The 21,424-nt window shown below is 70.7% G+C and carries 21 protein-coding genes and 1 riboswitch; of the genes, 13 read left to right on the top strand and 8 right to left on the bottom strand.

The window, feature by feature from the left end:
- Positions 1-11 precede the first annotated feature (11 nt).
- The 4 genes from cydB (at position 12) to EUA94_RS05730 (ending at position 5,623) form a co-directional block, all read left to right on the top strand.
- Positions 12-1,025 (top strand): cytochrome d ubiquinol oxidase subunit II, encoded by a 1,014-nt coding sequence (gene cydB, locus EUA94_RS05745; RefSeq protein ID WP_129425583.1) that lies wholly within the window; start codon positions 12-14, stop codon positions 1,023-1,025.
- The gene (gene cydD, locus EUA94_RS05740) at positions 1,022-4,333 is read left to right on the top strand and encodes a thiol reductant ABC exporter subunit CydD (RefSeq protein ID WP_129425581.1); all 3,312 of its coding nucleotides are present in this window, start codon (positions 1,022-1,024) and stop codon (positions 4,331-4,333) included. Before cydB ends, cydD begins: the two co-directional genes overlap by 4 nt.
- A 292-nt stretch (positions 4,334-4,625) precedes the next feature.
- Positions 4,626-5,105: a hypothetical protein gene (locus tag EUA94_RS05735; protein WP_129425579.1), complete on the top strand. Its 480-nt coding sequence runs from the start codon at positions 4,626-4,628 to the stop codon at positions 5,103-5,105.
- Between the two features lie 62 nt (positions 5,106-5,167).
- Positions 5,168-5,623 (top strand): RsbRD N-terminal domain-containing protein, encoded by a 456-nt coding sequence (locus tag EUA94_RS05730; RefSeq protein WP_129425577.1) that lies wholly within the window; start codon positions 5,168-5,170, stop codon positions 5,621-5,623.
- A gap of 172 nt (positions 5,624-5,795) precedes the next feature.
- On the opposite strand, the gene EUA94_RS05725 is transcribed toward EUA94_RS05730, so the two are convergent.
- Entirely contained in the window at positions 5,796-6,242 is a 447-nt protein-coding gene (locus EUA94_RS05725) for a nitroreductase family deazaflavin-dependent oxidoreductase (protein ID WP_165356816.1), read from the bottom strand.
- 609 nt (positions 6,243-6,851) lie between these two features.
- Here EUA94_RS05725 and EUA94_RS05720 point away from each other — a divergent pair.
- The 6 genes from EUA94_RS05720 to EUA94_RS05695 all read left to right on the top strand — a co-directional run bounded on the left by EUA94_RS05720 (position 6,852) and on the right by EUA94_RS05695 (position 11,613).
- Entirely contained in the window at positions 6,852-7,226 is a 375-nt protein-coding gene (locus EUA94_RS05720; protein ID WP_129425573.1) for a hypothetical protein, read from the top strand.
- A gap of 202 nt (positions 7,227-7,428) precedes the next feature.
- Positions 7,429-8,562, top strand: coding sequence for a sugar phosphate isomerase/epimerase family protein (locus tag EUA94_RS05715; protein WP_129425571.1), 1,134 nt, complete (start codon positions 7,429-7,431; stop codon positions 8,560-8,562).
- A gap of 76 nt (positions 8,563-8,638) precedes the next feature.
- Entirely contained in the window at positions 8,639-9,250 is a 612-nt protein-coding gene (locus tag EUA94_RS05710; RefSeq protein ID WP_242494694.1) for a molybdopterin-dependent oxidoreductase, read from the top strand.
- The gene (locus tag EUA94_RS05705) at positions 9,247-9,966 is read left to right on the top strand and encodes an FAD-binding oxidoreductase (protein ID WP_242494693.1); all 720 of its coding nucleotides are present in this window, start codon (positions 9,247-9,249) and stop codon (positions 9,964-9,966) included. Before EUA94_RS05710 ends, EUA94_RS05705 begins: the two co-directional genes overlap by 4 nt.
- 36 nt (positions 9,967-10,002) lie before the next feature.
- Entirely contained in the window at positions 10,003-10,632 is a 630-nt protein-coding gene (locus EUA94_RS05700; RefSeq protein WP_129425567.1) for an NADPH-dependent F420 reductase, read from the top strand.
- A 135-nt stretch (positions 10,633-10,767) separates the two neighbouring features.
- Positions 10,768-11,613, top strand: a complete 846-nt coding sequence (locus tag EUA94_RS05695; RefSeq protein ID WP_129425565.1) for an alpha/beta fold hydrolase — start codon at positions 10,768-10,770, stop codon at positions 11,611-11,613.
- An 11-nt stretch (positions 11,614-11,624) separates the two neighbouring features.
- On the opposite strand, the gene EUA94_RS05690 is transcribed toward EUA94_RS05695, so the two are convergent.
- The 7 genes from EUA94_RS05690 to EUA94_RS05660 all read right to left on the bottom strand — a co-directional run bounded on the left by EUA94_RS05690 (position 11,625) and on the right by EUA94_RS05660 (position 18,660).
- Positions 11,625-12,188, bottom strand: a complete 564-nt coding sequence (locus EUA94_RS05690) for a GNAT family N-acetyltransferase (RefSeq protein WP_129425563.1) — start codon at positions 12,186-12,188, stop codon at positions 11,625-11,627.
- The gene (locus EUA94_RS05685) at positions 12,185-12,601 is read right to left on the bottom strand and encodes a VOC family protein (protein WP_129425561.1); all 417 of its coding nucleotides are present in this window, start codon (positions 12,599-12,601) and stop codon (positions 12,185-12,187) included. Before EUA94_RS05685 ends, EUA94_RS05690 begins: the two co-directional genes overlap by 4 nt.
- An 18-nt stretch (positions 12,602-12,619) precedes the next feature.
- Positions 12,620-12,934, bottom strand: coding sequence for a hypothetical protein (locus EUA94_RS05680; RefSeq protein WP_129425559.1), 315 nt, complete (start codon positions 12,932-12,934; stop codon positions 12,620-12,622).
- A gap of 66 nt (positions 12,935-13,000) precedes the next feature.
- The gene (locus EUA94_RS05675; RefSeq protein WP_242494692.1) at positions 13,001-14,035 is read right to left on the bottom strand and encodes a ribonucleotide-diphosphate reductase subunit beta; all 1,035 of its coding nucleotides are present in this window, start codon (positions 14,033-14,035) and stop codon (positions 13,001-13,003) included.
- A complete protein-coding gene (locus EUA94_RS05670) occupies positions 14,032-16,440 on the bottom strand; it encodes a ribonucleoside-diphosphate reductase subunit alpha (RefSeq protein ID WP_207210413.1) in 2,409 nt (802 codons plus the stop codon). Before EUA94_RS05670 ends, EUA94_RS05675 begins: the two co-directional genes overlap by 4 nt.
- 138 nt (positions 16,441-16,578) lie before the next feature.
- Positions 16,579-16,792, bottom strand: a riboswitch (cobalamin riboswitch).
- 66 nt (positions 16,793-16,858) lie between these two features.
- Positions 16,859-17,767, bottom strand: a complete 909-nt coding sequence (locus EUA94_RS05665; RefSeq protein WP_129425557.1) for a pseudouridine-5'-phosphate glycosidase — start codon at positions 17,765-17,767, stop codon at positions 16,859-16,861.
- Positions 17,767-18,660, bottom strand: coding sequence for a carbohydrate kinase family protein (locus tag EUA94_RS05660; RefSeq protein WP_242494691.1), 894 nt, complete (start codon positions 18,658-18,660; stop codon positions 17,767-17,769). Before EUA94_RS05660 ends, EUA94_RS05665 begins: the two co-directional genes overlap by 1 nt.
- 94 nt (positions 18,661-18,754) lie before the next feature.
- Here EUA94_RS05660 and EUA94_RS05655 point away from each other — a divergent pair, with 94 nt between their 5' ends.
- The 3 genes from EUA94_RS05655 to EUA94_RS05645 are packed head-to-tail and all read left to right on the top strand — an operon-like array spanning position 18,755 to position 21,406.
- Positions 18,755-20,155 carry a ferredoxin reductase family protein gene (locus EUA94_RS05655; protein WP_129425555.1) on the top strand — a complete coding sequence of 467 codons (1,401 nt, stop codon included), beginning with the start codon at positions 18,755-18,757 and terminating at the stop codon, positions 20,153-20,155.
- Between the two features lie 4 nt (positions 20,156-20,159).
- Entirely contained in the window at positions 20,160-20,642 is a 483-nt protein-coding gene (locus tag EUA94_RS05650) for an FMN-binding protein (protein WP_129425553.1), read from the top strand.
- Complete coding sequence (locus tag EUA94_RS05645; RefSeq protein WP_207210412.1) at positions 20,642-21,406, top strand: FAD:protein FMN transferase; 765 nt, start codon at positions 20,642-20,644, stop codon at positions 21,404-21,406. Before EUA94_RS05650 ends, EUA94_RS05645 begins: the two co-directional genes overlap by 1 nt.
- The last annotated feature ends 18 nt before the right edge of the window (positions 21,407-21,424 follow it).

Genomic DNA, 21,424 nt, shown 5'->3' with positions numbered 1-21,424 from the left:
ACGAGAGACCCGTGGAGCTCACGACCATCTGGTTCATCCTGATCGCCGTCCTTTGGATCGGCTACTTCACCCTGGAAGGATTCGACTTCGGCGTCGGGATGCTCCTACCGGTGCTGGCTCGCGACGACACCGAGCGCCGCGTCATGATCAACACGATCGGACCCGTCTGGGACGGCAACGAGGTGTGGCTGCTGGTGGCCGGGGGAGCGACCTTCGCTGCGTTCCCCGAGTGGTACGCCACGCTTTTCAGCGGCTTCTACCTGCCGCTGCTGCTCATCCTGGTCGCCCTCATCGTCCGCGGCGTGGCATTCGAGTACCGGGCCAAGCGGGACGACGACCAGTGGCGCCGTCGCTGGGACGCGGCCATCATCGTCGGGTCGCTGCTGCCATCGGTGTTGTGGGGAGTGGCGTTCGCCAACATCCTGCGCGGTGTCCCGATCGACTCCGACCTGGAGTACGTGGGTGGCTTCTTCAACCTCCTGAACCCCTACGCGCTGCTCGGCGGCGCGATGACGCTCCTGCTGTTCCTCACCCACGGCGCGCTGTTCATCGCGCTGAAGACCGACGGCGAGATCCGGCACCGGGCGCGAGCGCTGGCCCTGCCGGTGGGGGCCGCGGCGGCGGTCGCCGCGGTGCTCTTCCTCGGCTGGACGCAGCTCGAGACCGGAAGCGTCGCCTCTGCGGTCGCCTTTGCGGGCGCGGCAGCCGCACTCCTCGCGGGGCTGGCGGTCGCGACGCAGGGGCGTGAGGGATGGGCGTTCCTGGGCACCTTCGTCGCGATCGGACTCGGGGTGGCCGGCCTGTTCCTGGCCCTGTTTCCCGACGTGATGCCGACGACGCTCACCAGCGGGACCAGCCTGACGACGACGAACGCGGCGGCCACGGCGTACACCCTCAGGATCATGACGGTCGTCGCGGTCATCTTCACGCCGCTCGTCCTCGCCTACCAGGGGTGGACCTACTGGGTGTTCCGCAAGCGGATCGCCGTCCACCACATCCCGGCGGCCGTCGGCGCCGAACGGTGAGGCCGGGCGACCCCCGCGTCCGCGCCCGGCTCGCTCCCGGGCGGCGGCCATTGGTCGGTGTCGCTACGGCCGGTCTGGTGTCGGGCCTGCTGGTCATCGCGCAGGCGTGGGTGGTCGCCGGGCTGATCGTCGCGGCCCTCGACGGGGACCACGTGCCCCAGTGGGGGCTGGGAGTCGTCGCGGTACTGCTGGGGCGCGGACTCGTCGGAGCGGCGGGCGACTGGCTGGCTGCCCGTGCCGCTGCGGCCGTGGGCACCTCCCTGCGCAGCGACCTCGTGGCAGCCGCCGTGCACCGCCCCCGCTCGGGCAGCAGCGGAGAGGTCACCGTCCTGGTCACCCGCGGTGTCTCTGCGTGCGAGCCCTATCTCACCCGCTACGTGCCAGCGCTCGTGCTGGCCGCGGTGCTGCCACCGCTGGCGGTGGTCGCGATGGCGACGCAGGACCTGCTCAGCGCGGTCATCGTCCTCGCGACACTTCCCCTCGTCCCGGTCTTCGGTGCGCTCGTCGGACTCGCCACGCGTGACCGCGCAGCCGAGCAGTGGCGCGCGATGGAAGCGCTGTCCGGGCACTTCGTCGACGTCGTGCGTGGACTGCCGACACTGGTGGCCCACCGTCGGGAGCGGGTGCAGTCGAGCCGCATCGCCGAAGTCACCGACCGCTACCGAGTCGCCTCGCTGCGGACCCTGCGCATCGCCTTCGCGTCCTCGGCCGTACTGGAGCTGGTCGCGACCTTGTCGGTCGCGCTCGTCGCGGTGACGGTGGGGGTCCGGCTCGCGCAGGGCTCGCTGGAGCTCGGCACTGCGCTCGTCGTACTGCTGCTCGCGCCCGAGGCGTACTGGCCGCTGCGCCGGGTCGGTGCGGAGTTCCACGCCGCGGCCGAGGGAGCCGCCACGTTCGAGGCCGCGGACCGGTTGATGTCGGTCGACGGCTACGGCGACCTCGACGCCCCGGCCGAGCCCGGCGCGCCGCTGGTGCTGGTCGGTCTCACCGTGACGTACGCCGAGCGCACCGTGCCGGCACTGGGTCCCGTCGACGCACGGATCCCGGCACGCGGAGTGACGGCGGTGACCGGCCCGTCGGGGTGTGGCAAGTCCACCCTGCTCGCAGTGCTGGCCGGGCTCGTGCCCGCCACGGACGGCACCGTGACCTCCCACGGGTCGCCAACGGGCGGCAGGTCATGGCAGGCACAGGTCGCCTGGCTTCCCCAGCAGCCGCAGTTCGTGGCAGGCACCATCGCCGACAACCTGCGGCTCGCCCGCCCGGACGCGACCGAGGCAGCCCTGTGGATGGCGCTGCGCGAGGTCGCGCTCGAGGTGCGGATCCACGAGCTGCCCCGCGGGATCGACGAGCCACTGGGCGAGGACGGCACCACCCTCTCGGCCGGCGAGCGCGCCCGGCTGGCGCTCGCGAGGATCGTGCTCGCGGACCGACCATGGGTCCTGCTCGACGAGCCCACGGCGCACCTCGACGAGCTCACCGAGCGCGTGATCGCCGACGTGATCCTCGAGCTCGGGCGCCGTAGCTCCGTGATCGTCGTGGCGCACCGCCCCATGCTGGTCGCACTCGCCGACCGACGGCTCGACCTCCGACCGACGGCGAGCTCGCCCCGGACGCGGTCCACACGGGACTCGGTCACCACGTCCACGGCTGCCATCCGGATCGAGGACGCGCCTGCCGAGTCCATCGCGGACCACGCGGCAGAGGGATTCGTCATCAGCACGGTCATCGGCGCCCTCGCGTCGATGTCCGGCGTTGCGCTCACGGCCACCGCCGGTTGGCTGATCGTCCAGGCCTCCACCCACCCGCCCGTGCTGACGCTGCTGCTCGCGGTCGTCGGCGTACGCGCCTTCGGCCTGGCCAGGCCCGTCCTGCGCTACGTCGAGCGGCTGCGCTCGCACGACGCCGCGCTGCGGCTGCTCGGCCGTCGCCGGGTGGAGGTGTACGACGCCCTGGTCCCGCTGGTGCCGGCTCGGTTGGGTCGACGTCGCGGCGACGTGCTGAGCTCCGTGGTGGACGACGTCGACAGCGTCGTTGACCGGCAGCTGCGGGTACGGATGCCGGTACGCCAGTTCGTCCTGGTGGCTGCCGTCGCCTCGCTGGTCGCCGCGCTGGTCCTGCCGGTGGCGGGCGCCGTCGTTCTCGCCTGCTGCGCGATCGCCGGCTCGGCGGGCTACCTCGGTCCCCGTTGGGGGGCGCGCCGGGCCGAGCGGATGCTGGTGGACCTGCGGTCGCGGCTGTCGACCGAGGTGCTCGAGTCCGTGCAGGTCGCCGAGGAGCTGTTGATGTGGCAGGCCGCGGGACGCGCCACGGACCGCATCGCCCGCACCGGTCGAGCCCTCGGTCGTGCGGGCAGCGGAGCCGCCAGCTGGACGGGCGGTGCGCGAGCCGTCGTGCTGCTCACCACTGGGGTCGCCATGGCTGTCATGGCGACCCTTGCGTCATCGGCGGTCGCGGGCGGATCGGTGACGGGTCCGATGATGGCCCTGCTGGTGCTGCTGCCCCTCGCCCTGGCGGATGTGACGCTGCCGCTGACGGACGCGGGCGCGCTCTCCGTGCGGACGGCCGCCGCCGAGAGCCGGCTGCGCGCGCTCGAACGGACCGCGCCCGCCGTCCGGGACACCGTGGCCATCGGCAGGCCTGTCGGGCACGAGGTCGACGTCGACCGCGTGCAGGCCCGGTGGGCGACGGGAGACAGCCTCACGGCGGAGCTGTCCGTGCACCTCGCCCCGGGCGAGCGGGTCGCAGTGGTCGGTCCGTCGGGCGTGGGAAAGTCCACCCTCGCAGCCCTGCTGCTCCGCTTCCTCGACCCGTCGAGCGGGAAGGTCATGCTCGGCAGATGTGACACCCGGTCCATGAGCCTGGCCGACGTGCGGAGGACGACCGGCCTCGTGGACGACCACCCCCACGTCTTCGGGACCACACTCGTGGAGAACGTACGCCTGGCACGGCCCGGCGCCACCGACGTGGAGGTCGAGACGGCCCTGCGCCGAGCCCGGCTCGGTGACTGGCTCGACGACCTCCCTGAGGGCGTGCACACCTGGCTCGGCGACGGTCACGCTGCGGTGTCGGGTGGCGAGCGGGCGCGGATCGGGATCGCGCGGTCCCTGCTGGCCGACCAGCCGGTGCTCGTCCTCGACGAACCAGCCGCGCACCTCGACAGCGCGACCGCGACCGAGCTCGCGCAGGAGATCCTCACCGGCGAGCGCGACCGCTCGGTCCTGTGGATCACCCACGGAACCGTCGGTCTGGATCTCGTAGACCGCGTGGTCGATCTTGCTGCACCGGCTGAGAGCTCGATCCACCGCTGACCTGCCACCCGTGTCGGATGAAGACTCGCACCGGAATCCGTTGGCCGTGCATGTCACGAAGTCCAGAGGCGTAACTTCGAGCTGCGGGAATGCCTGATCCAACTGCGCAGGGTCGTGCTGCCCAGATCACCACGCGTTGCGTGCGCTCCTCTAGTGCCAAGCAGCCCTACCGCAGAGGTCGTTGTCCCCTGACGGCGCCTGATGCCTGCGCCTAACGTCAGAGCAGGAGCGCGGTGGCCCGTGTGCCTGACTTGCGGTCTGAATCCAGCAGTGGGAGGGATGAGGTGCTTGCATGTCCAAGCTTGGATGGTTGCTCGTTGCGGCCTTGGCGGGCCACGGTTTGATCCATCTCCTCGGCGCCTTCAAAGGTTTCGGCTGGGCGGAGGTCTCCCAACTCACGACCCCCATCGGAACCGCGGAAGCAACGGTCTGGCTCGCCGCGGCCGTGCTAGTCATCGCCGCCGCAGCGCTGCTTGCCGTCAGAGCACCCAGATGGTGGTGGCTTCTGGCCGCCGTCGCCGCGGCGGTCTCGCAGATCGCCATATCGACTTCCTGGCAGGACGCACGGGCCGGAACACTCGTCAACATCGTGCTTCTCATCGCTGCCGCCGTCCACGGGTGTGAAGCCGGGGGTCCGCGCGTCTGGCACGGAGGGCGGTCAGAAACGTCCTTTACCTATCTCGAGCCCCAGCTCGACACCATCGGTGACGACGTCGACGCACCCGAGCCGACGGCGTCGACTCCACCCTCCATTCGCGAGGCGCGTCGGTGACAGGGCGCCGAGGCGGGGCGGTTGCGTTAGCAGGACTAGTACTCGATGGAAGAGGTAGACCGATGGAACTGGATGCGCTGCTCGACAAAGCCAAGACGGACGTGATCGACGAGGCCTCTGACGCCATCGGACGCTCGCGCTCGACTCACTACGAGAAGGCGGGTGAGGAGTTCACACGGCAGCGACTGACGGCCCTCTACGAGCTGGTCGTCACGGCGATCCAGAGCAAGGACCTGACGCCAGTCAGCACCTTCGCGGAAAGCGTCGCCTCCGAGCGTTTCGACGCGGGATTCGACATTGCCGAGGTTCAACTGGCCTTCAACTCGCTCGAGGGGGCCATGTGGCGCCGCCTCATCGCAGACGTGTCGACACCAGAACTGGCCGAGGCGATCGGCTTGCTGAGCACGGTCCTTGGCTTCGGGAAGGACACGATGGCGCGTGCCTACGTGTCGTTGGCTTCCAGGAAGCATGTCCCCTCGCTCGACCTGACGGCGTTGTTCTCCGGCGTCGAATCGTAGGCGACCCCGGGGTCACTAGCGATCTCGACAGCGTCGATCTCGACGTGTTGGCCGACGGGATCGAAGCGACCTGGGCGCTCTGGCTCGCTCGAGGACCGGCCGCAACCGTTGATCCGCATCGCCGATGGGACGAGGACCTACGCGTACGGTCGCGAGGCCCCCGCACCCGACATCAACATGCGGTCAGGCGGAACACCGGGTGGGTTCGAGCCTCGGTGCGCAACTCGTCGATGGTGCCCTCGGAGGAGACCCCCCAATACGCTCGGGTGACAGGTACGTGAGCGATGTACTGCCGTATCACTGGGGCGGCCAGCTCAGGACCGACCTCCTCAGCATCGAAGGTGCGCACCCTCCGTCCGCGACACAGTTCGGCGACGCCCGCTTGGCGTAGGTTCTTCACCCAGTTGACCTCCCCGTACGGTGCGACCAGCCACAGGACACCGTCGTGGTCCATCACGTCCACGGGCGTAGTTCTCGGCAACCCACTTCGGCGTCCGGTCACGGTGAGCAGGTGCCGGTGCGACGTGCCCAGTCGCAGCCGCGTCAGCGCGGCGTACAGCTGGTTCACCGATCGTTGGGCAGGACCCAACCGGTATTTCTTGCTGGTCTCGTGCGTCATGGTCCGAACGTAGGCGCGGGCTGTCTCGAGAGTCAGAGCCGAAGGTCCCGGGCTTGAGTTCGCCCCGACGCGTTCCATCTCGTGGCGAGTCATACCTGGCCTCCGGCGCTCCTCCCGGCTGGGCGTCCCGCGGAGCGCCGAAGTTCAGAGCAAGGAGCAAAGTATTGAGTGGGTGACTGGACGGCCTGTCGAGCGACTTGCTTGAGCGTGAATGATCCCCAGGCAAGAGGCGAACCTGCGATGTTTCGCTGCGGAGGCGACTGCTCTATCCATCGCCTAGCAGGGCCAATTCTGCCCTCAATCTGCCCTCACCAGAGCCGAAAGCGACGCCAATTGACGGTGAGTGCCCGAAGGGCCAAGTGCAGTGTTTCCGCAGGTCAGAGGTCAGTTTCGGCAGTCGACAACGAACGATCGAAACCCCCGTTTTCGTTCCGCTTCAACGTCTGAGGCGCTGCTGCGCGCGAAGCGAGCGAATCGCGTCCGGGGTGGCCGGCCGGCGCGCCGGACGACCACAACTCGTACGTCGAGGTGGGGCCGAGCGTGGCGCCTGGTCAGGCCCGGGACTTCTGGTCGTCCGACGCGCCGGGCGCCGATGGCACCATGCCATTCATGGACCACTTCTCGCTGTACGCCGACGGCCGTGAGTCGTCACTCACGTTTCCCTGCGGAGAGCTGCCGGTGGACGACGCGCTCGTTGCCGCGGGTGTCGAGCCGAACGGGTCGTTCTGGGAGGGCGTGCTCCACTACGCCGGCCGCCGGCTCGCCGGGCGCGTCGAGCTGGACTCCGAGGGCAGCATGTTCTGCGCGATCGGTCCGGCGCGCCTGCTGGAGCGGATACGGACCGTCATGACGCCGTACGTCACTGGTGCCGCGGCGGTTGTGGACCTGGTCGAGCGTGCCCGCGCCGAGGGGATCGATCTGGAGGAGTGGCGGCCACCTCGCTCGCTCGTGGACCGGGTGCTGGGCCGGGGGCGCGACGACTGATGCTCGCCGCCGCTCCCACCGCCAGCGTGGCGCGCAGCTGACCCTGCGTCCCGCAGGTGCTGGGCCGCTGAAATCACTTTTGTCGAATCTGAGACAAAAGATTGACGTACGTCGTCGTAACTCCGTACGTTCGCAGGGTCACGACGTGACGCACGCCACATCGGATTCCGTGGTCCCGTGATCGAGCCCCTGGAGGAGCACCATGAACACCCCTGACATCAGGTCCACCGAGACGCCCGCGCTGATGCGCCGGCTCGGCCTCAACCGCCGCCAGCTGCTGGCAGCCTCGACGGGCGTCGCGGCCGCATCCATGGTCGGCCCGCTGAGCTCGCCGGCCGCCGCGGCCGGCAAGGGAGTCCTCATCCCGAGGGGCAAGCTCGGGATCATCCTCTACAGCGTGCGTGACGCGATCAGCCGTGACCCCAACGCCTTCGACGTCCCCTCGGGCTTCAAGGAGGTCTTCGCCGAGCTGGCCAAGATCGGCTACAAGCAGATCGAGTTCGCCGGCTACACGCAGAACGTCAACGCCGAGGGTGGACGTACGCCGGCTCCGGCCCTGCTCAAGCAGTGGCTCGACGACAACGGCCTCGAGGCCGAGGGCAACCACGGCAGCATCCCGAGCACCATCACCGACGCCACCCTGGCCACCTTCGATGCCGCCTGCGAGGCGGCGAACGTCCTGGGCATGGGCCACATCGGCACCGGCAGCGACCCCACCGGCTCCGCCTACCTGGCCGACTGGCAGCTCGCGGCCGACCGCTGGAACATCCTCGGCGAGCGAGCGATGAACAAGCACGGGCTGAAGCTCTACACGCACAACCACGACATCGCCTACAGCCACCTGATCGACTCGGGGCCGCTCGACGTGCAGGGCCGGCCCACCCGCTCCAGCGGCGTACGACGCCTCGAGTGGTTCATGAACAACACCGACTCGCGCTACGTCTTCCTGGAGATGGACATCTACTGGGCCCACGTGGCGCAGTACAAGCACCGCAGCTACGTCGCCGCCGACGGCACCGTGGTCGCGGACGACTTCGACCCGCTGGGCACCGTCAACGCCTACGGCCCGATGCGCTTCCCGCTGTTCCACGCCAAGGACGGGGCATCGCGACCGGGCACGAGCAACGGCTACGACATCGTGCCGTTCGGTGCCGGCAACATCGACTACGTGAAGTTCCTGGGCGGGGTCGGCGCCAAGGGCTACCACAACCCGATGTGGGAGCAGGACACCGCGCCCAGCGCGAACATCCCGGGCACCCAGACCCCCATCACCCCGGGTCAGTCGCTGGCGTACGCCCAGTACAGCTTCGACAACCTGGCCAAGCTGCGCGGCTGACCTCTCGGCTCCGCTTCCGTGCCGCGCCCCGGTCCGACCGGGGCGCGGCTCGTGCGTTCGCCGCTAGGCTCGCATCGTGCCCGTGACCCGAGGCTTCCGCCGCCGCCGACCCGACGGGCCCGAGGGCCGCCTGCCCCCCGGTCAGTACGACACGGGTGCGGGATGGCCGGTGCTCACCGCCGAGGCGACGCCGCGGATCGAGCGCGAGTCGTGGACCATCGGTGTGGACGGTCTCGTGGGTGAGCCGACCACCTGGACGTGGGACGAGGTGCAGCAGCTGCCGAGGTCGTCGTACAACGGCGACATCCACTGCGTCACGACCTGGTCGAAGTTCGACGTGGTGTTCGCCGGCGTCTCCGTCGACACCCTGCTCGCGGCCGCCGAGCCGCAGCCGGAGGCGGCGTTCGTGATGGCCCACTCATCGACCGGTTACACGACCAACCTGCCCCTTGCGGACGTCACGGGCGGCAAGGCCTGGGTGGTGTGGGAGTTCGACGGGAGGCCGTTGACGGCCGAGCACGGAGGCCCCGTACGCCTGCTGGTCCCGCACCTCTACTTCTGGAAGTCCGCGAAGTGGATCAGTCGGCTCGAGCTGACGGCCACGGATCGGCCCGGGTTCTGGGAGAGCAACGGCTACCACGATCGCGGCGACCCGTGGCTCGAGCAGCGCTACCAGGGCGACCCGTGACGGACGGGTCCTTCGCGTCCGTCGGTGTTGGTGCGACGTCCTGGACGACCGGCCGCATCATCAGCAAGGACTTCCCGGCACCGCACCTCGTCCGGCTCCGCATGCACGTCGACGACCGCCAGCGCCACTGGCCCGGGCAGCACTACCTCATCCGGTTGCGCGCCCCCGACGACTACACCGCCCAGCGGTCCTACTCCCTGGCCTCCGACGACAGCGACCCACTCGTGGAGTTCCTCGTCGAACGGCTCCCGGACGGCGAGGTCTCGGAGTTCCTCGCGGACGTGGCCGAGGTCGGCGACGTCCTCGAGCTGCGCGGACCGATCGGACGATGGTTCAGGTGGGACACGTACACGCCTGCGCTCTGCCTGGTCGGTGGCACCGGGCTCGTCCCCGCGGTGTCGATGATCCGCGCCGCCCGGCGCCTCGACCGCTCCGACCTGCTCCGCGTGGTCGCCGTCGCGCGCAGCCCCGAGGAGCTGCCGTACGCCGACGAGCTCGCCCGCGCGGGCGCCACGATCGCGTACACCCGTGATGGCACGGGTGGCCGGCCGCCCGGTCCTCCGACCGCGGACGAGATCGGCCCCCTGCTGGCCGGTGCCGAGCTCGCGTACGTCTGTGGCTCCTCGCGCTTCGCCGAGTTCGCGGAGGGCCTGCTGATCGCATCCGGCGTCAGCCCCGAGGCCATCCGGGTCGAGAGGTTCGGCGTCACCGGCTGAGGGGAAGCAAACCGCGGCGCGGGCCGTTCCACCACCATGACAACCATCGGACTCATCGGCAGTGGACACATCGGTACGGCGATCGCCCGGCGCGCGATCGAGCAGGGGCACGACGTCGTGCTCAGCAACTCGCGCGGCCCGGAGACCTTGTCCGACCTCGTCGCGGACCTCGGCCCGCGAGCCCGGGCGGCGACCGCCCAGGAGGCAGGGGAGGCCGGTGACCTGGTGGTGGTGACCGTCCCGTTCAAGGCCTACCTCGACGTGCCGGTTGAGCCCCTGGCCGGCAAGGTCGTCATCGACACGAACAACTACTACTTCGAGCGGGACGGCCGCTACGCCGAGCTCGACGAGGGCCGTACGAGCGTGAGCGAGATGCTGGCCGCGCACCTGCCGACCTCGAAGGTCGTCAAGGCGTTCAACGCGATCCAGGCCGCCCACATCGTCACCGAGGGCCGCCCGGCCGGCGCCGACGACCGACGCGCCCTCGCGATCGCGGGCGACGACGCGGACGCCAAGTCGGTCGTCACCGACCTGATCGAGTCCTTCGGCTTCGACGTCGTCGACGCCGGGCCGCTCGCCGAGGGCGCGCGCTTCGAGCGTGACAAGCCGGCGTACGGCGCGGAGCTGGGCGCCGACAGCTTGCGCGAGGCCCTCGCAGCGGGCTGAGCGCCCGGGACCCGCCCGGGTCGAAGATCCCTCGTGCCCGGCGCGAGTGATCTTCGCCCCAGCGCGGCCGGTGCCGGTGTGATCGCGGCTACCGTGGGGTAACCAGCACCACCCACCACCGCGAGGATGTCAGCCATGGCCCGCCCGGCCCCGCACACGGTCGCCCTCCACGGGCACGAGTTGTCGTACGTCGACAGCGGCTCCGGCCCCGTCGTGCTCTTCATCCACGGCATCCTGGGCTCGCAGCGCCAGTGGTCGCACCTCGTCGACAAGATCGACGACGACCACCGTGTCGTCGTGCCGGACCTGTTCGGGCACGGTGAGTCCGCCAAGCCGACGGGCGACTACTCCCTCAGCTCGCACGCCGCGACCCTGCGCGACCTGCTCGACCACCTCGGCATCGAGCGGGTCACCCTCGTCGGGCACTCGCTCGGCGGCGGCATCGCGATGCAGTTCTACTACCTCTTCCCCGACCGGGTGGACCGCCTCGTCCTCGTCTCCAGCGGCGGCCTCGGGCGCGAGGTCAACATGGTCCTGCGCTCCGCCACCCTGCCCGGCGCCGAGCAGGTGCTGAGCGTCATCGCCTCCGCGCCCGTGCTCGAACGCGTCGAGGCGCTCGGCCGCGGTGCGCAGAAGGTCGGCTGGAAGCCGGGCGCCGACATCGGCGCGATCTGGCGGGGCTTCACCTCGCTGGGCGACAGCCAGAGCCGTCGCGCCTTCCTCGCCACCACCCGCGCGGTCATCGACTTCGGCGGCCAGAGCATCAACGCGTACGACCACCTCGGCGCGGTGACGCCGCCGCCGACCCTGATCGTGTGGGGCTCCAAGGACCGGATGATCCCCGCCTGGCACGCGCTCTCCGCGCAACGGGCGGTGCCCGACTGCCGGGTCGAGCTCTTCGAGGGCGCCGGCCACTTCCCCCACCTCGACGACCCGGACCGGTTCGCGAAGGTGCTGCGGGACTTCATGGCGGCGGCCTGACGCCGGCAGGATCAGGGCCGTCCGGCCCGCCACTCGTCCTCGAGCAGCGCGAACACGAGCGATGTCGTCCAGGCGCCCTTGAAGAACACGCCGTCCACGTGCCGCGCCTCCTGCCGGAACCCCAGCCGCTCGAGGAGGCGGGTGGACGCGTCGTTGCCGTCGACGACCACGGCGCTGACCCGGTGGAAGCCGAGGTCGTCGAAGGCGAGACCGAGGACGGCGCGAGCGGCCTCGGCGGCGTACCCCTGCCCGTGGTGGTCGCGGCCGAAGGCGAAGCCGAGCTCGCCCTGGCGGTCGGAGGCCCACTTGAGCAGCACCTCGCCGATCACCGTCCCCGTCGACCGCAGCTCGACCGCGAGCACCAGCCACTTGCCCGGCTCGTCGAGCGTCGTCTGCCCGAGCTTGGCCTCGAGCGTCTCCGCGGTGGCGGCGCGGTCACGCACGGGCCAGGGCACGTAGCGCACGACCTCGGGGTCGCCGTGGAAGCGGACCAGGTCGTCGAGGTCGTCGGTGCGGTGCGCCCGCAGCACGAGCCGCTCGGTCGCGATGGGCAGGTCGACGGCGAGGCCGCTCACAGCGCGAAGTGCCCGGCCGCCAGGCTGCGCAGCACGCAGAACTCGTTGCCCTCAGGATCGGCCAGGACCACCCACGACTCCTCGCCCGACTGGCCCACCTCCGCGTGGCTGGCGCCGAGCGCGAGCAGCCGGTCGACCTCCTCGTCCTGGGAGCGGTCGATCGGGGACAGGTCGAAGTGGACACGGTTCTTCACGACCTTGTCCTCCGGCACCGCCGCCAGGAACATCGTCGGCGCGACCGGGCCGGAGCGTACGGCGTCGAGCAGCGCGTCGTCGTCGCGGCCGGACGGCCCGATCTCGACCAGACTGGGCTCGTGGTGCAGCACCGCCCAGTCGAGGGCGGCGGTCCAGAACTCGGCGAGCCGGTCGGGGTCGTGGCAGTCGAGGGAGATCTCGGTCAGTCGTGAGGCCATGCCTCGATCCAACCGGGTTCAGTCGCCGATGACGAGCGCGAGCACGAAGAGGAGGACGAGCAGGGAGATCGCCATCCACACGAGGGACAGGCCGAGGAAGATCCAGAACGGCCGGTCGTTGCGGCCGTAGTGCTCGAACCGCAACCACACCAACGGCCCGACCACGAACAGGAACCCGAGGCCGAGCAGGAGCGCGTAGCCGAACCCGTGGACACGCCGAAGGCCCTCGTAGTCGTACGCCCACAACGCGGTCACCACGACCAGCGCGAGCGGCACCTGCCAGCGCAGGCTCCGGACGTACGACCGGAACAGGTCCCTCGTCGTTGCTGGCATGGCGCGATCCCATCACACGGCCGCGCCGGCGGGCGTGGGCCTGCGCCCACACCCGCCGTCTGTCGCTCAGAAGTCCTCGTCGAACCCCACTGCCCCGGTCACGCCGACCTGGTAGGCCGAGACCTTGCGCTCGAAGAAGTTGGACAGCTCCTGGACGTCCTGGAGCTCCATGAACGCCAGCGGGTTCTTCGAGCCGTAGATGATCGGCAGGTCGAGCCGTTCCATCCGGCGGTCGGCGACGTACTCCAGGTAGGAGCGCATGTCGGCCGTGGACAGACCGGCCACACCGCCACCGAGGAGGTCGTCCGCGAACTGCGCCTCCGCGTCGACGCCGTCGATCAGCATCTGCCGGACCTGCGCCGCCAGCTCGTCGTCGAAGAGCTCGGGCTCCTCGGCCCGCACCGTGTCGACCACGTCGAAGGCGAACGCCATGTGCATCGACTCGTCGCGGAAGACCCAGTTGGTGCCGGACGCGAGACCGTTGAGGAAGCCGCGCGAGCGCAGGAAGTAGACGTACGCGAACGCGCCGTAGAAGAACAGCCCCTCGATGACCGCTGCGAAGCAGATCAGGTTGAGCAGGAACTTCCGCCGGTGCTCGCGGGTCTCGAGCTGGTCGAGGTCGAAGACCGAGTCGATCCACGTGAAGCAGAAGTCGGCCTTGGCCTTGATCGAGGGGATGTTGTCGACCGCCGCGAACGCCTCGTGCCGCTCGGTCTCGTCGGGGACGTACGTGTCGAGCAGGGTCAGGTAGAACTGCACGTGCACCGCCTCCTCGAACAGCTGCCGGGAGAGGTAGAGCCGGCCCTCGGGGGAGTTGATGTGCTGGTAGAGGTTGAGCACCAGGTTGTTGGCCACGATCGTGTCGCCGGTCGCGAAGAAGGCGACGAGCCGCGAGACCAGGTGTCGCTCGGCGTCGCTGAGCCGCTGCAGGTCCTTGAGGTCGGAGTGCAGGTCGACCTCCTCGACCGTCCACGTGTTCTTGATCGCGTCGCGGTAGCGGTCGTAGAAGTGCGGGTAGCGCATCGGCCGCAGGGTGAGGTTCATTCCGGGGTCGAGCAGCATCTTCTGCTTCTGGGGGGTGGTCTCGTGGGTGAGTGTCACTGGCAGGCCTCGCAGTTCTCGGGGTTCTCCAGCGAGCAGGCGAGTGCCTCGTCGTCGGAGAAGGTGGTCAGGGGAGTGGTGTCGACGGGTGCTACGACAGGCGCGTTGACCGACGTCGTCGTCTGCTGGATCCGCGTCGCCGGACGCGAGCGCAGGTAGTACGTCGTCTTGAGCCCGGCCTTCCATGCGTGGAGGTACATCGACGAGAGCTTCCCGATCGACGGCCGGGCGATGAAGAGGTTGAGCGACTGGCTCTGGTCGATGTACGCCGACCGCTCCGCCGCCATGTCGATCAGCGCGCGCTGCGGCAGCTCCCAGGCCGTACGGAAGAGCTCGCGCACGTCGTCGGGCAGCTCGCTCACGCCCTGCACCGACCCCTCGGCCCGCTTGATCGCCTCGCGCACCTCGGGAGTCCAGAGTCCGCGCGCCTTGAGCTCGCGGGTGAGGGCGGCGTTGACCTGGAGGAACTCGCCGGACAGCGTCTCGCGCTTGAACAGGTTGGACACCTGCGGCTCGATGCACTCGTAGCAGCCCGCGATCGACGCGATGGTCGCCGTCGGCGCGATCGCGATCAGCAGCGAGTTGCGCAGCCCGTGCTCGGCGATGTCGGCGCGGACCTGCTGCCACCGCTCGGCCTGCGCCGGCGTCGCGTCCCAGTGGTCGGGTTGCAGCACGCCCGCGGCGGCCCGCGTCTCCGCGTACGACGGGTGCGGGCCGTGGCGGCGCGCCAGGTCGACCGAGACCTCGAGCGCCGTCAGGTAGATCTCCTCCTGCACCCGGGTCGAGAGCTCGCGCGCCTCGGCCGAGTCGAAGGGCAGGCGCAGCGCGAAGAACGCGTCCTGCAGGCCCATCAGCCCGAGCCCCACCGGACGCCAGCGCGGGTTGGAGGCGGCCGACTCGGCGCTCGGGTAGTAGTTGATGTCGATCACCCGGTCGAGCAGCGGCACCGCCGTGCGTACGGTCTCGCGGAGCTTGTCCCAGTCGATGCCGTCGGCGCCCAGGTGCTGGGCGAGGTTGATCGAGCCCAGGTTGCAGACCGCGGTCTCGCCGTCGGACGACACCTCGATGATCTCGGTGCAGAGGTTGGACAGGTGCACGACCGGACCGCCCGGGGTGTCGCGCGCCTGGTTGCAGGTGCGGTTGCTGGCGTCCTTGAAGGTCATCCAGCCGTTGCCGGTCTGCGCGAGCGTGCGCATCATCTTCCCGTAGAGCTCGCGCGCCCTGACCTGCCGGACGTAGCGGCCCTCCTCCTCCGCGCGGCAGTAGGCCTCGTCAAAGGCGGCACCCCACAGGTCGGGCAGCTCGGGCGCCTGGTCGGGGTCGATCAGCGACCAGTCGGCGTCGGCCTCGACGCGGCGCATGAACTCGTCCGGCACCCAGTGGGCGAGGTTGAGGTTGTGGGTGCGGCGCGCGTCCTCGCCGGTGTTGTCGCGGAGCTCGAGGAACTCCTCGACGTCGGGGTGCCACGGCTCGAGGTAGACGCACGCGGCGCCCTTGCGGCGACCGCCCTGGTTGACCGCGGAGACCGACGAGTCGAGGGTGCGCAGGAACGGCACGATGCCGTTGGACTGGCCGTTGGTGCCGCGGATCAGCGCGCCGCGCGAACGCACCCGCGAGAAGCCGATCCCGATCCCACCCGCGAACTTGGACAGCTTCGCGACTTGCGCGTAGCGCGCGTAGATCGAGTCGAGGTCGTCGCGCGGGCTGTCGACGAGGTAGCACGACGACATCTGCGTGTGCCGCGTCCCGGAGTTGAAGAGCGTCGGGCTGCTCGGCAGGTAGGCCAGCGACGACATCAGCCGGTAGAACCGGATCGCCTCGCCGGGGCTCTGCGCAAGGCCTGACGCGACCCGCAGCAGGAAGTACTGCGGCGTCTCGACCACGAGCCGGCTCGACGGGTGGCGGAGCAGGTAGCGGTCGTAGACCGTGCGCAGCCCGAAGTACTCGAAGCGGTGGTCGGCCTCGTCGTCGATCGCGAAGTCGAGCTTGCGCGCGTTGTCCTTGACGAACCGGGCCGTGTCGTCGCCGATCAGGCCCTCCGCATGGCCGAGCGCGACCGACTGGCTGAACGACATGACGCCCTGGTTGCGGACCTCCTTGTCGATGTAGCCCGCCAGCAGGCGCGCGGCCAGCCGGGAGTACTGCGGCTCCTCGCCGATCATCTCCGCGGCCGTCTGGATCGACAACCGGTCCAGCTCGGCGGTGGTGGCGCCGTCGTACAACCCGCTGATCGTGCGGGTCGCGACCCGCATGGGGTCCACGTCGGTCAGGTCGGCGCTGACCCGGTCGACCGCCCGCACGATCTTGTTGACGTCGACAGGCTCGCTGTCGCCGTTCCGCTTGCGCACCTGCATGGCCGTACGCCTCTGCCCGGTGGTCGAGCTTGTCGAGACTGTGATGGTCACTTCTCTCTCCTCGCGAGATGGACGGAGTCCGGGGTCGCGGGAGAGGAGGGCGTACGACGGCCTGGCGACGGGCGGCGCCCGGGCAGGGGTCGTACGTGCCCACCGGCCGTCCCACGAGGCCTCGGACCACCGCACCCGGTCGGGTGCGGTGCGCTGGCAGGTCTTCGGACTCATGGGCACGCCGAACGTTCTCGACCCCTACTGGCCGTCGCTTCCCAGATCGTGCGATCCAGTGCTGTGTGACGGCTGTCGTTCCCACTCACCGCTGCGGGGCAGTCCCGGACTCACACCGGGTTCCCTGTTGCCTCGACGTGCCTGGATGACGCGCCGAACCAGCTGCGTGGAACACCATATGTAGGGCTCGACGACAAGTGGGGGACCACATCTTGTGTCGGCGTGTCCCACGGGAAAGCGCAGGTCAGAGCCCGGCGTACGCCATGGCGATCGCCGCGCCGAGCCGCGCGTTGTTCTCGACGAGGGCGATGTTGGCGACGAGCGACTCGCCGTCGGTGATCTCCACGATGCGCCCGAGGAGGTACGGCGTCGCGTCCTTGCCGCGGATGCCGAGGGCGTCCATGTCGGCGAGCGCGCGGTCGATGATCGCGCCGATCTCGTCGGCCGGGATCTCCGACTCCACCGGGATCGGGTTGGCGACGACGACGCCGCCGGCCAGCCCGAGCTCCCACTTCGCCCGCATCAGCGCGGCGACCTCGGCGGGGGAGTCGACCCGCATCGGCGCGCCGAAGCCCGACGACCGGGAGAAGAACGACGGGAACTCGTCGGTGCCGTAGCCCAGCACCGGCACGCCCAGCGTCTCGAGCTTCTCGAGGGTCAGCCCGATGTCGAGGATGCTCTTCACGCCCGCGCAGACCACGGCCACCGACGTGGTCGACAGCTCGGTGAGGTCTGCCGAGACGTCGTACGTCGTCTCGGCGCCGCGGTGCACGCCGCCGAGCCCGCCGGTCACGAAGACGCCGATGCCGGCGAGGGCCGCCAGCCGCATCGTCGACGCGACGGTCGTCGCGCCGTGCAGGCCGCGCGAGACGACGTAGGGCAGGTCGCGGATGGAGACCTTGATGACCGACTCGTCGGACGCGAGCAGCTCGAGGTCGTCGGCCGAGAGGCCGATCGTCGGCCTGCCGTGGAGCACCGCGATCGTCGCCGGGACAGCGCCCCCGTCGCGGACGATGCCCTCGACGGTGCGGGCCATCTCGACGTTCTGCGGGTAGGGCATGCCGTGGCTGATGATCGTGCTCTCCAGCGCGACGACGGGCTGCCCGGACGCGAGGGCGTCGCGGACCTCGTCGGTGATCGTCAGCACAGGCATCAGGACTCCTCGGTGAGTACGGCGGCCAGGTCCGGCCGGACGGTGTGCGGGCTCGAGATCGTGGCGGCGGCGGCGCGGTGCCCCTCGCGGGCGGCGTCGACCGGGTCGGCGCCGCGGAGCCAGGCCGCGACCCAGGCGGCCAGCATCGCGTCGCCGGCCCCGGTCACGTCGACCACGGTCGCCGGCACGGCGGGCAGGTGCACGGGGTCGGCGCCCCAGGTGCACACCCACGACCCCTCGGCGCCGGTGCGCACCCACACGTGCTCGACGCCCCGCTGGTGCAGGTCCTCGACGGAGGCGCGCCAGTCGCCGGGTGCCCGTCCGGTCAGGGCGGCGAGCTCGTCGGCATTGGGCGTGACGAGGAACAGGTCGTGCACCAGGTCGGCCAACCGCGCCGCCTTGGCCACCGAGACCGGCTCGAACGCCACCGGGACGTCGGCGGCTGCGGCCGCCGCGACGGCCCGCTCGACCTGCGGGTGGGCGAGGTTGCCGTCGATCACGACGAGGGCAGCATCGGAGAGGTGCAGGGTGTCGAGCTCGAGCGCGTCGACGACCTCCATGTCGGAGACGGCCGCCACCAGCTCGCCGGCGTCGTCGAGCACCGCGGTGTAGGTGCCGGTGGCGCCGCCCGGCACCCGGCGTACGGACGAGACGTCCGCACCGCACGCCGCCGTGACGCGCAACGCCTCATCGCCGAACGCGTCGTCGCCGACAGCGGACACCAGCCGCACCGGGGCGCCGAGCAGCCCGAGGCAGGCGGCGATGTTGCGACCGACGCCGCCGGGGGAGATCCGCGTGTGGCCGGGGTTGCTGGTGGCGGCGACCAGGGGCGCGGAGGTGCGCGCGACCACGTCCATGTTGGTCCCGCCGACGACCACCACCCACTGCCTCACGCGCAGATCCTGACAGAGCGGGTGCGCGGGCACTCACAGGATCCGCACAGGTGGCTCCCACACCCGTGCCAGCCCGCGTGGCCAAGGTCGTGGCATGACCCTGACCCAGCTGCCGCCTCCGGCGGACGTCGTACGACGACTCGGTGTCCGCGCCCGCCGCGATGCGGGCACCCGGCTCGCGGCCGGCAGTGCGCTGTGGCTCTCGCTCCTCCTGGTGACGTGGTGGTGGGTCACCGGCGGTGGCATCACCCAGCTCGGCGGATGGGCGACGGGCCTGGAGTCCGTCGGCCGGATCACCGGCCTGGTGTCCGCCGTGCTGCTGCTCGCGCAGGTCCTGCTGATGGCGCGGGTGCCGGTGCTGGAGCGGGCCTTCGGCCAGGACGAGCTCGCCCGGATCCACCGGCTGGTCGGCTTCACGTCGTTCAACCTGATGCTCGCCCACATCGTGACGATCACCTGGGGCTACGCCGGCGGCTCGCTGACCGCCACCCCGCGCACGCTGTGGGACCTGGTCGTCAACTACCCCGGCATGCTGCTCGCCACGGCGGCGACGGTCTGCCTGGTGATGGTCGTGGTCACCAGCATCAGGGCCGCCCGGCGCAAGCTCCGCTACGAGTCGTGGCACCTGATGCACCTGTACGCCTACCTCGGCGTCGGTCTCGCGATCCCGCACCAGCTATGGACCGGCGCCGACTTCACCTCCTCGACCGGCCGCCAGGTCTTCTGGTGGAGCGCCTGGATCGCCGCCGCCGGCAGCGTGCTCGTCTGGCGGGTCGGGCTTCCGCTGTGGCGCAACCTGCGCCACGACCTCCGTGTCGCCGCCGTCGTCCCCGAGGGTGACGGGACCGTCTCCGTGCACGTGACCGGTCGGCACCTCGATCGACTGCCGGTCGAGGCGGGCCAGTTCTTCACCTGGCGCTTCGGCGGCCGTCCCGGTCGCAGCCGCGGCAACCCCTACTCACTGTCCGCCGCCCCCGACGGCCGCTCGCTGCGGATCACCGTCCAGGACGTCGGCGACGGCAGCGCCGCGACCGCCGGTCTCACTGTCGGCACGCGCGCCTGGATCGAAGGCCCGTACGGCCGGCTCAGCCCGCGCGCCCGCAGCCGCACCCAGGTCCTGATGATCGGCGCCGGCGTCGGCATCACCCCGCTGCGCGCCCTGGCGGAGGGACTGGCGTACGCCCCCGGCGAGGCGCTGCTGCTCTACCGCTCGTCGGGCACGCCCCTCTTCGTCGACGAGCTCACCACCCTCGCCCAGCAGCGCGGCCTCGTCGTCTGGGGGCTTCCGGGCCGACGCCGCGCCGCCGACTCCTGGCTCGGCGACGGCGTCGACACCGCCACCGACCTGGCCGCCCTGACGGCCTGGGTGCCCGACGTCGCCGACCGGGACGTCTACGTCTGCGGCCCCGGCCCCTGGGCCGACCTGGTGCTGCGCGACCTGCGGGCTGCGGGCGTCCCCGAATCCCACCTCCATCTCGAGACGTTCGGCTGGTGACCTGATGAAGCGCATCGTCCTCTGGGTGCTGAGCACCCTCTCCACCCTCGTAGTGCTCTTCGGCTACCACACCTCGACGTCCGCCACGATGGCGACGACGAGCGAGACCACGATCTCCGGCTCGCTCTCCGGGCAGGCCGCCACGGGCGCCGCGTCCACCGGGACGGCCAGCGGCAGCGCACCGCCGAGCGACTCGTCGACCAGCTCCGATGCGACCACGGTCACCGGCACGGCCGCGCAGACGCGGTACGGGCCCGTGCAGGTGCAGGTCGAGGTGGCCGGCTCGGAGATCACGAACGTCTCGATCCTGCAGTACCCCAACAGCGACGGCCGGGACATCCAGATCAACAACTACGCCCTGCCGCAGCTGATCCAGCAGACCCTCGACTCGCAGAGCAGCTCGGTGTCGATGGTCAGTGGCGCGACGTACACGAGCCAGGGCTACGCGCAGTCGCTCCAGAGCGCGCTCGACCAGGCCGGGCTGTGATGACCCCGATCGCGCAGCCGATCGCGCGCCGCGTCGAGCACGTCATGGGCATGCCGATCAGCCTCGCGCTGCGCGGCCGGCACGCGTACGACGACATGGCCGAGCAGGCGTGGCGGGACGCGCTCGCCGAGCTCCGCTGGGTGGACGAGGTCTTCAGCACGTGGCGGCCCGACAGCCAGGTCTCGCGCCTGGGTCGGGGTGAGGTCGGCCTCGGGGAGTGCGCGCCCGAGGTGGCCGAGGTGCTGCGCCTGGGGGATGCCGCCAGGGCGTCGTCCGACGGTGCGTTCGACGTGTGCCTGCCGGGGCCGGATGGCGTACGCCGGCTCGACCCGAGCGGCGTCGTGAAGGGCTGGGCGGTGGATCGTGCCGTACGACCCCTGCTGGCGCTGCCCGACACCGACGTGTGCCTGTCGGCCGGCGGCGACATGGTCTGCCACGTCGTCGACCCGGCCGGCGAGCCCTGGCTGATCGGCATCGAGCACCCCCTCGACCCGACCCGGCTCGTCGCCCAGGTGCCGGTGCACCGGGGCGCCGTGGCGACCTCCGGTGCGGCGCACCGCGGCACCCACGTGGTCGACGCCCGGTCCGGCGCTCCCGCGGACGCGCTGGCGTCGGTCACCGTCATCGGCGCCGACCTCACCAGCGTCGACATCGACGCCACGACCGCGCTCGCGCTGGGGCTCGACGGACCCCACTGGCTGCGCTCGCGACTGCGTACGGGGGTCGTCGTCTGGGCAGACGGCCGCGCGGAGACCGTGGCCTGACCGCGGTTTCCGGCGTAC

The organism is Nocardioides zhouii (assembly GCF_004137345.1).
GTDB lineage: Bacteria > Actinomycetota > Actinomycetes > Propionibacteriales > Nocardioidaceae > Nocardioides > Nocardioides zhouii.
The sequence above is the reverse complement of the archived record's forward strand: the minus strand, read 5'-3'. Positions and strand labels throughout refer to the sequence as shown.

What these genes read in the sequence shown, in the direction of transcription:
- EUA94_RS05735 (WP_129425579.1), top strand. Translation starts at nt 4,626, where the DNA reads ATGTCCAAGCTTGGATGGTTGCTCGTTGCGGCCTTGGCGGGCCACGGT.
- EUA94_RS05730 (WP_129425577.1), top strand. Translation starts at nt 5,168, where the DNA reads ATGGAACTGGATGCGCTGCTCGACAAAGCCAAGACGGACGTGATCGAC.
- EUA94_RS05725 (WP_165356816.1), bottom strand. Translation starts at nt 6,242, where the DNA reads ATGACGCACGAGACCAGCAAGAAATACCGGTTGGGTCCTGCCCAACGA.
- EUA94_RS05720 (WP_129425573.1), top strand. Translation starts at nt 6,852, where the DNA reads ATGGACCACTTCTCGCTGTACGCCGACGGCCGTGAGTCGTCACTCACG.
- EUA94_RS05715 (WP_129425571.1), top strand. Translation starts at nt 7,429, where the DNA reads ATGAACACCCCTGACATCAGGTCCACCGAGACGCCCGCGCTGATGCGC.
- EUA94_RS05700 (WP_129425567.1), top strand. Translation starts at nt 10,003, where the DNA reads ATGACAACCATCGGACTCATCGGCAGTGGACACATCGGTACGGCGATC.
- EUA94_RS05695 (WP_129425565.1), top strand. Translation starts at nt 10,768, where the DNA reads ATGGCCCGCCCGGCCCCGCACACGGTCGCCCTCCACGGGCACGAGTTG.
- EUA94_RS05685 (WP_129425561.1), bottom strand. Translation starts at nt 12,601, where the DNA reads ATGGCCTCACGACTGACCGAGATCTCCCTCGACTGCCACGACCCCGAC.
- EUA94_RS05680 (WP_129425559.1), bottom strand. Translation starts at nt 12,934, where the DNA reads ATGCCAGCAACGACGAGGGACCTGTTCCGGTCGTACGTCCGGAGCCTG.
- EUA94_RS05665 (WP_129425557.1), bottom strand. Translation starts at nt 17,767, where the DNA reads ATGCCTGTGCTGACGATCACCGACGAGGTCCGCGACGCCCTCGCGTCC.
- EUA94_RS05655 (WP_129425555.1), top strand. Translation starts at nt 18,755, where the DNA reads ATGACCCTGACCCAGCTGCCGCCTCCGGCGGACGTCGTACGACGACTC.
- EUA94_RS05650 (WP_129425553.1), top strand. Translation starts at nt 20,160, where the DNA reads ATGAAGCGCATCGTCCTCTGGGTGCTGAGCACCCTCTCCACCCTCGTA.
- EUA94_RS05645 (WP_207210412.1), top strand. Translation starts at nt 20,642, where the DNA reads ATGACCCCGATCGCGCAGCCGATCGCGCGCCGCGTCGAGCACGTCATG.